The 12,908-nt window shown below is 62.8% G+C and carries 10 protein-coding genes; 6 read left to right on the top strand and 4 right to left on the bottom strand.

The genetic code is table 11. The features are described from left to right. Positions 1 to 7: 7 nt before the first annotated feature. Both ACRQDJ_RS04295 and ACRQDJ_RS04290 read right to left on the bottom strand, forming a co-directional pair. Positions 8 to 916 (bottom strand): 1,4-dihydroxy-2-naphthoate polyprenyltransferase, encoded by a 909-nt coding sequence (locus ACRQDJ_RS04295; RefSeq protein WP_284904226.1) that lies wholly within the window; start codon positions 914 to 916, stop codon positions 8 to 10. A 58-nt stretch (positions 917 to 974) separates the two neighbouring features. Beyond that, positions 975 to 2,423 (bottom strand): hypothetical protein, encoded by a 1,449-nt coding sequence (locus ACRQDJ_RS04290; protein WP_284904224.1) that lies wholly within the window; start codon positions 2,421 to 2,423, stop codon positions 975 to 977. Positions 2,424 to 2,625: 202 nt separating this feature from the next. Here ACRQDJ_RS04290 and ACRQDJ_RS04285 point away from each other — a divergent pair, with 202 nt between their 5' ends. From ACRQDJ_RS04285 to secA, 3 genes are all read left to right on the top strand, one after another. Continuing rightward, entirely contained in the window at positions 2,626 to 3,330 is a 705-nt protein-coding gene (locus tag ACRQDJ_RS04285) for a class I SAM-dependent methyltransferase (RefSeq protein WP_284904223.1), read from the top strand. Positions 3,331 to 3,380: 50 nt separating this feature from the next. Further along, entirely contained in the window at positions 3,381 to 4,385 is a 1,005-nt protein-coding gene (locus tag ACRQDJ_RS04280) for a polyprenyl synthetase family protein (protein WP_435717817.1), read from the top strand. A 118-nt stretch (positions 4,386 to 4,503) separates the two neighbouring features. Beyond that, complete coding sequence (gene secA, locus ACRQDJ_RS04275; protein WP_284896272.1) at positions 4,504 to 7,482, top strand: preprotein translocase subunit SecA; 2,979 nt, start codon at positions 4,504 to 4,506, stop codon at positions 7,480 to 7,482. Between the two features lie 191 nt (positions 7,483 to 7,673). On the opposite strand, the gene ACRQDJ_RS04270 is transcribed toward secA, so the two are convergent. Together ACRQDJ_RS04270 and ACRQDJ_RS04265 are read right to left on the bottom strand one after the other, a co-directional pair. Continuing rightward, entirely contained in the window at positions 7,674 to 8,792 is a 1,119-nt protein-coding gene (locus ACRQDJ_RS04270) for an Rv3235 family protein (protein WP_284896275.1), read from the bottom strand. 91 nt (positions 8,793 to 8,883) lie between these two features. Continuing rightward, positions 8,884 to 9,888 (bottom strand): LysM peptidoglycan-binding domain-containing protein, encoded by a 1,005-nt coding sequence (locus ACRQDJ_RS04265; protein ID WP_284896277.1) that lies wholly within the window; start codon positions 9,886 to 9,888, stop codon positions 8,884 to 8,886. Positions 9,889 to 10,300: 412 nt separating this feature from the next. On the opposite strand from ACRQDJ_RS04265, the gene ACRQDJ_RS04260 reads away from it, so the two are divergent. The 3 genes from ACRQDJ_RS04260 to ACRQDJ_RS04250 are packed head-to-tail and all read left to right on the top strand — an operon-like array spanning position 10,301 to position 12,367. Further along, the gene (locus ACRQDJ_RS04260; protein WP_284896279.1) at positions 10,301 to 10,879 is read left to right on the top strand and encodes a hypothetical protein; all 579 of its coding nucleotides are present in this window, start codon (positions 10,301 to 10,303) and stop codon (positions 10,877 to 10,879) included. Beyond that, entirely contained in the window at positions 10,876 to 11,832 is a 957-nt protein-coding gene (locus ACRQDJ_RS04255; protein WP_284896281.1) for a CpaE/TadZ family protein, read from the top strand. Before ACRQDJ_RS04260 ends, ACRQDJ_RS04255 begins: the two co-directional genes overlap by 4 nt. Positions 11,833 to 11,845: 13 nt before the next feature. Next, positions 11,846 to 12,367, top strand: coding sequence for a DUF6912 family protein (locus ACRQDJ_RS04250; protein ID WP_284896283.1), 522 nt, complete (start codon positions 11,846 to 11,848; stop codon positions 12,365 to 12,367). Positions 12,368 to 12,908: the final 541 nt, after the last annotated feature.

Below are 12,908 nucleotides of genomic sequence, written 5' to 3'. Positions count from 1 at the left end.
CAGGCGCCTAGACCAAGAGCGAACTGGCCCAGAACGAGACCAGCACCGCCAGCGCGAAAGCGAGCTCGGTAATACCGGTAGTTTTCAGGACCGGGATAAGAGCACGCCCCTGCGCGCGGGAAGGACCGCGGCTGAGCATCCGCCAACTATTGCGCGCAGCGATGGCGAAAGCGGGGAGGTAGAGGAGGAGGGACGCCTGGTGGGTGCTCGGCGTGAACGCCAGCACGACGCCGCAGCCCATCGCCACCGCGAGCATGAGCACATAGACGCGCCGCGCCCACGTATCACCCAGACGCACCGCGAGGGTACGTTTCCCGGTGACGGCGTCGGTGGGAATATCGCGGATATTGTTAGCCATGAGAATGGCGCAGGCAATAAGGCCGACGGCGCTGCCGGCCACCCAGGCTTGCCAGGGAACCGTGCCGCTCTGGATATAGACGGTGCCGGCGGTGGCGACCAAACCGAAGAAAATAAAAACAAAGACTTCGCCCAAGCCCATATAGCCGTAGGGGTGGCGCCCGCCGGTATAGAACCAGGCGGCCAGCAGTGCGCCCACGCCCACCGCGATGAGCCACCACTGCCCGCACCAGGCAATAATCACCAGCCCCACGAGCGCCGCGAGGCCAAAGCAGGTGAGTGCCACCGCGAGCACCACGCCCGGGCGCACGGTGCCGCCGCCGGTGAGGCGAGGCGGGCCGGTGCGGTGATCGTCGGTGCCGCGGATGCCGTCGGAATAGTCATTCGCGAAATTTACGCCGATCTGCAACAGCAGGGCGAGCACGAAAGCCAGGGCCAGAATCGGGCCGTACAGCGTCCCTTCCCACAGGGTGATCCCGGCCCCGGCGATAACGGGGGAGACACTCGCGGGAAGGGTGCGAACGCGCGCCCCTTCGAGCCAATCAGTAACAGTTGCCACGGCCGCCTATTCTATCGAGGGGAACGCTCCGAGCGCATCACCTAGACCGCGCTGGGGTTTAGGCCAGGTCTTCGGGGCGGGGCGCCGGTGCATGCGGCGGCTGGGCCTGCATCGGTGGCTGTACCGGCGGCCGGGCCTGCTGGGGAGCCGACGCAACCGGGGTTCCCGGATACTCCGGATGCAAGGGCATCCCGCCCGGGGCGCCGGGAACGGAAGGATGATGCGGGATATCCGAGGCGTGCGGGGTGAGGTAACCCGTGGCCATCGTTTCGGGCGGACGAGTGCGGAAGGGCCGCGAGAAAGCCTCCACCACCAGGCCCAGGCCAATCCCGATGAAAATGAGGTACCAATGCAGGTCGTAACTGGCGCTGGCCAGCTCCATGCCCTGCGCCGCCATCTTCGCGGAGCCGCGGGTAATACCCCAGATCACGGTGGTGGTGGCCCCGAAACCGAAGGGCATCACCGTCCAGGCAATAGCACCGAATTCCATACGCGGATCGCGCGAGCGGCCCCAGCGGTAGGCCGTCCACACCAGCACCAGCACCATGGAGATAAGCGCCACGATGGCCGGCGCGGTGGCCAGGTTATCCCAGAGCAGGAAGGTGGTATCACCCTGGGCGTTCACGCCCATGCCCAGGCCGGTGGCATCATATTCGGCGGCGAAGGACGCGCCCACCGCCCCGAACATGGTCATGACTCCGGTGGTGAGGAAGAAGGGGAAGGCCAAGAGGAGCCACGCGATCTTGGCATCCTGGCGCACCATGAGGTCAATACCGAAGGCGAGGGCGGAAACGCAGCTCACCAGGATAAAAGCGGTGAAGGCCAGGCGTACCGCGTGCGCGTAGGTGGGAATAGAGGAGGCCGCCGTGAGGGTGAAACGGTTACGCGGGGTGGATTTCACCGTGGTCATGCGCCCGAAGCCCGCGGCGAAAAGCCCGAGCGGGAGGCAGGTGAGCGCGGTGAAGAGGGGGCTAGCCTGCAAGGCCAGTGGCGGGATGGGCTGCCCCATGACGGCCCCGCCCGGGCTCAGATCCACCCGCATGAACGCGGCCAGCCCGGCACCGATCGCCGCGAGCACCCCGGCCGAAACCCAGGCCGGAATCCAGACCAGCAGGGTGGAATTGCGCTTACCGCGGCCCACCCACTGGTTGAGGAAGTAGATAATGAGGCCGATCAGGAGGGTGAGGGTGAGAGCGGGAACGAAGAAACTCATATCCACAAGATTCGGCTCGGCCACCACCCGCGCGGTGCCGCCCAGGGCCAGCAGCAGGGTGAGGGCCGCCCACTTCGGGGCGGTGAGCACATCACTAAGATTCACCCCGCCCATATCGAGCTCGCCCATGCCGCGCAGGCCGAGCCAGGCGAAGAAAAGCGTGACGAGGAAGGTGACCGCCACCGCGATCACGGGGCTCATAAGAGCCACAATCCAGGTGCGGGCGCCAAAATCGCGGCGCACATCGGCCAGCAGCGGCGGTGTCATAGCTGGCATGGGCGTGGGCAGGGACATAATGACTCCTCAATTCGTGACTTCTTTTTCAGTCTAGTCGCCGCCCGTTGGAAATTCGCCGGTTTGAGGTCCCGTGGGGCGCGTGCTGAACCCGGGCACTTTGTGCGGATGTGCACGCGGCTGCACGTGGCTGCGCCCCGGCTACGCAGCCAGATAGAATTCCACTCTTGCCAAATACGCCCAAGCTGGTTGAATAGAGGGCATGTCTGCACGTGCACAACTCAGCAAAGATCCGCGCGCCGTCGCCGGAATGTTCGACCAGGTCGCCCCGCGCTACGACCTGAGCAATGACCTGCTCAGTTTCGGGCAGGTGCGGCTGTGGCGCCGCTACGTTACCGAAGCCCTGCGCATTCGCGAGGGGATGGAGATCCTCGACCTGGCCTGCGGGACCGGCACCTCCACCGAGCATTTCGCCCGGGTGGGGGCGCGCGTGGTGGGCGCCGATTTTTCGGACGGGATGCTTGAGGTTGCGCGCCTGCGCCACCCGGACTTGCGTTTTGTGCAGGCCGATGCCTGCGATCTTCCTTTCGTGGATAATACGTTCGACGCCGTGACTATTTCCTACGGCCTGCGTAATATTCACGATCCCATGCGGGCCCTCCAAGAAATGGCCCGCGTGACGCGCCCGGGCGGGCACGTGGTGATCGCCGAATTTTCCACGCCCACCTGCGCGCCTTTCCGCACCCTCTACCACGGCTACCTGCGCCACGTGCTTCCTCGGGTCGCGGCCCTGGCCTCCTCGGATGGCCCGGCCTACGCCTACCTCATGGAATCGATTATCGACTGGCCCGATCAACGTACTCTGGCTGGCTGGCTGCACGCGGCAGGGTGGCGCGACGTTGAATACCGTAATATGTGCAACGGGATCGTTGCGCTGCACCGCGCTACCCTGCCGGCGGCGCATTGAGGCACCGGGCCGCGGGCCGGCGCACCATCGGAAAGCTAGGATTGGCTATCGTGAAAGACCTGACTGTCGAAGAGCTGCTCACCCGCGTGGGGGAGCGGCTCGGCGTCGTCGAAAAAAAGCTGGACGCGGCCACGCATTTTGGTGACCTGCGCGTGGACCCGATCACCACGTATCTTGCCGAGGCGGGCGGGAAACGGATGCGGCCGGCGCTGGCGCTGCTCTGCGGGTATCTGGGCCCGGAGCCGGAATCGGAGCGGGTCGAGCACGTGGCGGTGGCGATGGAGCTGACCCACCTGGCTTCCCTCTACCACGACGATGTTATGGACGAAGCCCCGCTGCGGCGCGGGGTTCCGGCCGCGCACCGCAGCTACGGGAATTCCGCGGCGATTATGGCCGGAGATATTCTTTTTTCGCGCGCCTCGTCAATGATGGCGGATCTGGGGCCGCGTGCCGTCAAGGATTACGCGGAAACGTTCCGGCGCCTGTGCACCGGGCAGCTCCTGGAAACCGTGGGCCGCACGAGCGGGGTGTCCCCGCGGGCGCACTACCTGGAAGTTCTGGCGGGGAAAACCGGCTCGCTTATTGCGGCTTCCGCGCGCGAAGGCGTGTATGCGGCGGCCGGGAGCCGGGAAGCCGAGTACGCGCACGTTGCCGCTCAGGTGCAAGAATTCGGCGAAAATGTGGGGATCGCTTTCCAGATCGCCGATGACTATATCGACGTTGTTTCTGAAGAAACAGGTAAAGAACAGGGAACGGACCTGCGCGAATCGGTGGACACCATGCCCACGATTTTGTTGCGGGAACGCGCCGCCGCGGGGATTTTGGACGACGCCGGGCTAGCGATCTTGGCGGAATTGGATCGCGGGGAGCTCGCCGGGCAGCGCCTTGATACCGTGCTCGGCGCGTTGCGCAAGCATTCGGTGATGGAAGAAACCCGCCAGCTTGCCGAAGAATGGGCCGGGCGCGCGGTGGCCGCCATTGCTGATCTGGAGAATGGGGCGGTGCGCGAAGCCCTCGCGGAATATGCGCGCTCGGTGGTGGCGCGCACGGTCTAGGCTGGTGAAAAACTGAGCGTAATGAAGAACGCAAAGCTAATGGTGAAAGAGGTGGGGCGGGGCGCGCTTCTACCCCGTACAATTGCATCCGTATGCCCACGGTAAGGAGCTCGACGAAGTGGCACGCTTGATTGATCGTATCCTTCGCGCCGGCGAAGGCCGCACGCTGAAGAAGCTGAAGAACATCACCGCGCAGGTCAATGCGCTTGAAAGTGATATCTCGGCGATGAGTGATGAGGAGTTGCGCGCGCAAACCGATAGCTTCAAGGAGCGCCTGAAAGAGGGCGAAACCCTCGATGCTATCCTTCCCGAAGCTTTTGCCACGGTGCGCGAAGCGGCGGTGCGGACCATCGGTCAGCGCCCCTATGATGTGCAGGTGATGGGCGGCGCGGCCCTCCACCTGGGCAATATTGCCGAAATGAAAACCGGTGAAGGTAAAACGCTCGTGGCAACCATGCCCGCCTACCTCAACTCGCTCACCGGTGAGGGCGTGCACGTGGTCACGGTTAATGATTACCTGGCTTCCTACCAGTCCGAACTTATGGGGCGCGTCTACCGCTTCCTCGGGGTGACCACCGGGTGTATTCTCACCGGGCAAACTCCCGAACAGCGCCGCGAACAATACAATGCGGATATTACTTACGGAACCAATAATGAATTTGGTTTCGATTACCTGCGTGACAATATGGCGTGGCGGACCAGTGAGCTGGTGCAGCGTGGGCATAATTTCGTTATCGTTGACGAAGTTGATTCCATTCTTATTGACGAAGCGCGTACTCCTCTGATTATTTCCGGCCCGGCCGAAGGTGATGCGAATAAGTGGTATCGCGAATTTGCGCGCCTGGTGCTGCGTATGCGCCGGGATACCGATTACGAAGTGGATGAGAAGAAGCGCACCGTGGGTGTGCTCGAAGCGGGAATTGACAAGGTGGAAGATGCCCTGGGTATCGATAACCTGTACGAATCCCTCAATACTCCGCTCATCGGCTACCTGAATAATGCAATTAAGGCCAAGGAGCTTTTCGAGCGAGACCGCGATTACGTGGTGCTCAACGGCGAAGTGCTGATCGTGGACGAACACACCGGGCGCGTGCTGCCCGGGCGGCGCTACAACGAAGGCATGCACCAGGCGATTGAAGCCAAGGAAGGCGTGGAGATCAAGGCGGAGAACCAGACTCTGGCCACGATCACCCTCCAGAACTACTTCCGCCTGTACAACAAGCTCTCTGGCATGACGGGTACGGCGGAAACCGAAGCTGAGGAATTCGCCTCGACGTATAAGCTCGGCGTCGTTCCCATCCCCACGAATAAGCCGATGATCCGCAAGGACGAACAGGATCTTATTTACCCCACCCGTGCCGCGAAGCTGCGCGCGGTTGTGGAAGATATTGTGGAACGCCACGAAAAGGGCCAGCCGGTGCTGGTGGGTACCGCCTCGGTGGAAGCTTCCGAAGAGCTCTCCGATTTGCTCGCGCGTGAAGGCATCGAGCATCAGGTTCTCAACGCGAAGCAGCACGAGCGGGAAGCGCGCGTGGTTGCGGAGGCCGGGCGTAAGGGCGCGGTCACGGTGGCCACCAATATGGCCGGCCGCGGTACTGACATTATGCTGGGCGGCAACCCCGAACATCGCGCGGTGGATGCGTTGGCTGCGCGCGGCCTGGATCCGGAAGAAACCCCGGAAGAATACGAAGCGGCCTGGCCGGAAGAACTGGCGCGCCAGCAGGAAGCCGTCAAGGCCGAACACGAAGAAGTGGCCGAATTGGGCGGCCTGTACGTGCTCGGTTCGGAGCGGCACGAATCCCGGCGTATCGATAACCAGCTGCGCGGGCGTAGCGGCCGCCAGGGTGACCCGGGTGAATCCCGTTTCTACCTTTCGCTGGAAGATGACCTGCTGCGCCTGTGGGGCCAGGGCATGGCCGGGCGGATGCTCAGCTACGCCATGGACGACGATGCTCCCATCGAAACGAAGCAGATGTCGAAGAACGTTTCGCGGGCGCAAACCGAAAATGAGGCGCGGAACGCGGAAATGCGGAAGAACGTCCTCAAGTACGACGACGTGATGAACGACCAGCGTACCGTGGTGTACACCGAGCGGCGTTCCATCCTCGAGGGCGAAAATATGGAGTCCATGGTGCAGGGCTTCCTCGACTTCGTGGTGGATGACGTGGTCAGCGCCCACACCGCCGATGATAACGAGGAAGCGTGGGATCTTTCCGCGCTGTGGACGGACCTCAAGGGCTACTACACTCCCGGGTTCACCGCGGAGGAATACCTTGATGAGATTGGCGGGCCCTCCCAGTTGGATCGCACCGCGCTCAAGCGCGAACTCACCGATGATATTCACGCCCATTACGAGGAGCGCGAAGCGGAAGTCGGCGAGGAAAATATGCGCGAACTGGAACGCCAGATCGTGCTATCCGTGCTGGACCGCAAGTGGCGCGAGCACCTCTACGAAATGGATTACCTCAAGGAAGGTATTGGCCTGCGCGCCATGGCGCAGCGCGATCCGCTCGTCGAATACAAGGACGAGGGCTACCGCATGTTCCAGGCGATGAATGACAATATCATGTCGGAAACCGTTCGGTACCTCTTCAAGTTCGAGCTTCCTTCTGAACGCGCGGCGCGCCTGGAGGCGGAAGCCCAGGCGACCGGCCCGGTGACCGTGGCGGGGAATACCGCGGCGGGTATGGCCGGCCCCGGAGTGGCGATTCGCACCAGCGGTGCGGGCAGTGCCGAGCAGGTGTCTGCTTCCCAGCAGGCGCTGCGTGCCGCCCAGGAACAGCAGCGCCAGTTGCTGGAGGAAAAGCAACGCCAGGTGCAGGCGGAACAGCAGCGGGCTTTGCAGGCCGCGGTGGGTGAAGGCGCCGAGGGTGCCTCGGGCCAGCGCGTGACGGCGGAATCCCTGGGTATTAAGCAGCCGAAGCGCCAGCAGAATGTTTCGTATTCCTCGGCGGCGAAGGACGGTTCCGGGGAGACGGAAACCACCGGTGCGCGCGGCGGTTCGCGCGGGGGCCGGGGCGGCGCGGGTGGCGCTGGCGGTGGTAACCGGGCGCAGCGCCGGGCCGCGGCCAAGCAGAATAAGAAGCGGCGGCGGTAGGCGGTTGCGAGGCCGTTAGTTAGTGGCTGCGAGACTACCGTAAACCGTTAGGCGAGAGACATACGGGTGCCGGCCGGTCACGTGCGTGATAGTGCGTGACCGGCCGGCGCTTGTTTTTGTTTCGGGTGCGTTGCGGCCTCATAGTCCTGCGTGCGGGTTTCGGGATAGTTTTTGTTGCCCTTGCGGCCTGTTCACCCAATTTCCAGGGCGACGACGCTCCAGCGCCCCGCGAGGAATTCCATGCGCATGGCAACCGCATGGGTCCGCTCACCCGAATATACGCAGGCGATGACCTCGGCCACGCGCGGGCGCGGATGCGTTATTTTGAGCGTGGAAATCCGCAGGTTTCCCAGCCAGGGCGCTTTCCCTTTAATACGCATAGCCAGGCCGGCCCGGCGCACGAGCGCGGCAAATACTTCCGGGCTGAGATGCGGGCGCACATATCCGGGTGCGCGGTGGCCCAGCAGTACCTCAATGGAGTAGATAATAATTCCGGCGGCGAAACGATGCGGTGGCCGGATCTCGGGCGGGAGTGGATCATCAAGGGTAGCCATCTCCTCACGCCACATATCACGGTAGGGCGCGGCGGATAGCGCGAGCCGGTTCCATTGGTGGAGTTTGGATTCGGTCGGTATGGCTGTGTAGGTATCGGTGCTGTTCTCAGCATTGATGGCGTGGAAGTCACCGGCGGGGTCAACACCATCAGTGAGGTAAACATCATCGATCAGCTCAAAGGCATCGATGGGATCCACTCCTGGGGTGGGTTCCATGCCGTTTGTGAACTCCATGCTGTTTGTGGGATCCGCGCTGTTTGCGGATTCCGTGCCGGTGCTGGGGCGTTCGTTAACCATGGCGCCAGGTAGCTCCGCGGGCTCACCCGCGAGCTCACCTGCGGACTCGTCTACGAGCCCACGCGCGGACTCGCCTGCGAGCCCACCCGCGGGCGGCGCGTTTTCCGCTACGCAGGTATCTTCCTCGTGGGGTGCCGGCGGGAAGGGAGGGTGGCGGGTGACCGCGCGATATTGGGTGATTTCCGCGAGTTGAACCTGATCCAGAGTGGACACAATGTCATCGATATCCGGCTGCGCAAATACCGGAGGTGGTGCAGGTGGAAGTCGAGAAACCCGAATCATCTCCGGCTCCTCCGCCCCGAGATGGGAACACGAACTCGGCTGGCCCTCCGAGGTGGCTTCTTCGGGAGGAGGCAGATCCTGACCCGCAGCGTTGGTTATGGGCTGCGGTTCGGGATGGGCGGGCTTCGTCGTTTCAGTAGCACCGGGGGTATTTTCGGTATGCGGAGCAGTGGACATGGGATCTCCTTGAGATGCGTGGGGGTAGGGGAACGAACCTCGATAACCGAGGCAGGACTGAACATGGGTGGTGGGAGCAGATGCGTGGCTCTTACTCCCGCGCTGGCGGAAGAATAAAGTGTTCGCCGGGATAAATGAGGTCGCTATCCTCGATGGTGTTGGCCGCGGCGATGGCATAGGTATACCCGAGAATATCCGCATCGCTCGCTCCGGCCCCGAGGTGTGTATCGGCAATATCCCAAAGGGTGTCCCCGAGCTGGACAATATAAATCGGGGGAGGCGCTGCCCACGGCAGCTCCGCGGGCTGCGGATCCGAGTTGAGGAGCGGGGCAGCGAGCCGTGAAATTTCGGTCGGGGAAAGGGCGGGTGTACTGCGCGCGGTTGGGCGTGACGATTCGGTGGGAGCGCTTTCCGGGTTGCTTGGCTGAGCTGCCAGAGAGGGCTGAGCAGGTTCGGCCGGTTTTTCCGGTGAACTCAGCGCACCCGGTTCTTTTGGTTCGTCTGCTTTACCCGGTGCATTCGCTTCGCCCGATGCATCTGCTATACCCGTCGCGTTTAGTTCGCCAGGCTCAGCCGAAGGCGAGGCCGTAGGTAGCGCCGGCGGGTGCAAATAGTAGCCACCCGCGCCGTCCCGATAGGAGACGTCACCGAGCAAGTCATCGGGATTCACGCGGAACAACCCGGTGGGATCGGGACTGGGCTGGGAAGGCGAGGTGAGAAGAGCGGAATAGTCACCGCCCCAGCCAATATCGACGCCGCTGCCGGAATCTGGCTCCGAGGCCCATGCCCCGGGCATGGCCACCAGCGTAGTGGCGAGAGTGCTGGTGAGAGCCGCGCGGAAATGGCGCCCGCCGATGCGCCGGGCGAGGCGGGTGACGGCGTCGTCCTTCCCGCGCGCGAAGCGCGCAACCGCGCAATAGCAGAGGGTGAGCCGCGCGCATGCCAAGCACGCGACGATGCATACGGCCACGGTGAGAGTCCCGGTGAGCTGGGCGACGCTCCCGGGCGGGGCATGCAAGCGGGCGGTCGCGACCGCGAAAAATGCGGACGCGAGCCCTGCGAGCGCCGATAACAGCGCTTTGATCGTTGCCGACATCGTGAACCTCTTCAGTGGGGTTACCGGTCAGGATCGAAAACCTCGTGCTCTGCTCGTGATGAAGAGCGGGTGGCACGCGGTTCTCACCGTGGTGGTATGACTAAATGTCCCGTGTGGCTCAACTATTAATCAGCCGGGTACACCCGGCCTCATTCCCCTGTGGATAACTCATATAAGAAACGCCAAGGAATGACCGGGATATCCACAAGCTGTGGATGGGGACTTGGCGAGTTGCGCGCTAGCTGTCACACTGACTCCACGGCGCGAGCGGGCGTGAGCGGAGGCCAAAGTGGTGGTTATTTTTGGTCGTTTCCGGTCACTTCGCATCGCTCCCGGTCGCGAGTTTTCGCGGTCACATGCGTTCGAGTGTGGTCAAGTTCGCTCAAATGCGGTCAATCGAAAGGGGAAGCGGATGCGTGAGAAAACGTGGACGCGGTGGAAAGATCCGCGTCTGGCAGGTGGGGTGGCGTTGATTGCTGCCGGCGCGCTCGCGGGCGGGTATGCGCTGCGCGGCCCGGTGACCGTGCCCGTCTATCGGGCAACCGAGGCGGTGGTGCCCGGCACCTCGCTGGATGAGGCGGCTTTGGCAGTCGTGGAAGTGCCGGCTGGGCTGGCTGATGCCTATATCCCGGCAGGCCAGGCGGGTACGGTCGGGCGCACGATTTACCCGGGTGAGCTGGTCGAAAAGTCGGCGTTGCGCATGTCGGGCGAGCGGGTGGTGACAATGCTGCCGCTCAGCGGTGTGCTTCCCACCGCTCTGGCGCGCGGGGCACCGGCGCAGCTGTGGGCGCTTCCCGCCGCGGGCGGCACCGGCGAAAAAGCTCCCGCCCGGCTGATTTCCCGGGAGGTTATCTTCGCGGGAACGGCCAGCGATACGCATTTCGCGGGCGCGGCGGCGATGGAAGTTCATATCCCGCGTGCCGAGCTCGGGGCTGCGCTTGGGGAGCTCGCGGCGGGCGCGTCATTCACGCTGGTAGGTGAGGTGCAATGAGGTTGAATCCTGAGCGCCGGAAGCGTGCCAATGTCCCGAAGCACACGAATCCTGCTGAGCGTGCCCATCCTGATTTCGGTTTCTTGGTTGCTATCTGGGGGAGCGGTGGCGCCCCGGGGCGTTCCACCCTGGCACGCGATCTTGCTTGGGTGCTGAGTGAGCGGCATACGGTGTTGCTGGTGGACGCGGATACCCGCAACCCGTCTTTGGCGCAGCTCGTTGATCTGGGCGAGGAGCCGGCTGGGCTCATTGGGGTTGCCCGTGCCCTGCATTCCGGCGACGCGCTAGAGGCGCAGCTTCCGCGTTACGTTCAGGAACTGCGCGCCAGCCCGCGCGGCACCTTACACTTCCTCCCTGGTCTCAATCGCGCTGGCCGCTGGCCTGAACTGGTCGGGCCCGGTATCGGCGAGCTCTGGGATAAGCTCCGGCCTTTCGCGCAGATCACCATCGTTGATTGCGCGGCGGAACTTCCCGCTTTTCTCGACGAAACCGATACCCGGGCGGCCGGGTTCCCCATCGCGAATCGACACGACCGGAACGATCAGTTAAGCCAGCGTGCCAGGAGTAGCGAGCGATGTGCCGGGGCGAGCGGGGAGCGTGATAGCTTGACGCTCAGTGCGCTTCTCGCCGCGGATCTCGTGGTGGTGGCCTGCCGCGCCGGACCGGTAGGTTTGCGCCGCGGAGTGGAGGCGTGGTGGCGGGCTCGGGCGCTGGGCCGCGCGGCTTTGCCGGTGGTCACGCGCGCGGGTCTGGAGGATCGCGTTACCTTCGCCTCGCTTCTCGGGGAGAGTGAGATACCCGCCGTGATAGGGGTGGGCGACGACGCCGCTCGCTACGCACGGGCCGAACGAGCCGGCATGAGCGTGGTGGCTGTAGCCCCTCGCAGTAGGGTGAGTCGGGATGTGCGGCGGCTGGCGCGTGCTGTTCTGGACTATCGGGGTGTGGGGCGATGAGTAGACTGGGCGCATGAGAATTTATCTTCCGGCTACTCCTGCCGATGTTGCGATGTCCGTGCTTTCCGGGCGTGTGGTGCACGCGGCAACGGAGGCCCTGGCGCGTGAAGTGAATGATGAAGATCGTGACTATCTCGAGGCGATTGCTTTCAACGCGGCCGCGGATGATTCTTTGTGTGCCGTTTCGGCGATGTTTGCGGGGAAGGCCGATCCTCAGTTCGGGGTAGTGCTCCCGGAGCGGGGCGGGCTGCGCCCGCGCCGAGTTGTGATTGCCGCTGAGGTAGCACCCGAAGCATGCGGGGCGCTTGCCAACCCGGAGGAGTATTTACCCACGGCCCTCAAGCTTTGCGAAGAACTTTCCTGGGCTGAGGTGGTGTCTATCCACGTGGACGGGCCGGAGATGGAACCCTACGTGCTGGCAGGGCCTGACGACGGGGCCGCTTTCAAGGTACTCGCCGAGGAGGACTTGCTCTGGTACGACGTGTCCGAACGCCTTGATCTAGCCCTCGAACTGGGCACAGCGGCAAGCGTTTAAGGCGCCGACATCGTTATGTGGTCTGGATGTGCATGCTGATCGAATGATGCTGCATGTATAGCCGCTTGTTATGAAAACCGCGCGAATAGTTCTCTCATATCTATGAGACTTATTCTCTCAAAGAGGCTATGTGCAAATTGAATAATGATTCACGAGTCCATGTGCAGGCGGGTGGTTATGTTCCACACACTTTGTGGAAAATAAGTTACATAAAGACTGCAAGATGGGCGGAAAGTCCCCTATCGATTGGGGGGTTGCCCAATAAAGCCCCAGGTCAAAGCGGTATATGCATATTTGATGATGTATTGCTAAATATCAAAGGGGATATTCATGGTTGTGTTACGATTTTGAATGTTTAGGCGATACGGTGCGTTACTGATTATGTTTTGGTGATACTTGGGTGTATCACTTTCATAATTTTCACATATGTGACGGCGTCCGTCTCCTAAATATCCGTATATCTAACCAATGGAGAAAAGATGTCTCACTACACGGGGTCGCTTAATTCGGCACCCGGCATTTTCGCTCCGGCTGGCAATCG

This window comes from Actinotignum urematis (genome assembly GCF_051264595.1).
GTDB classification, from domain to species: Bacteria; Actinomycetota; Actinomycetes; order Actinomycetales; family Actinomycetaceae; genus Actinotignum; species Actinotignum timonense_A.
Note: the sequence above shows the minus strand (reverse complement) of the source record. Positions and strands in the feature narration are given on the sequence as shown.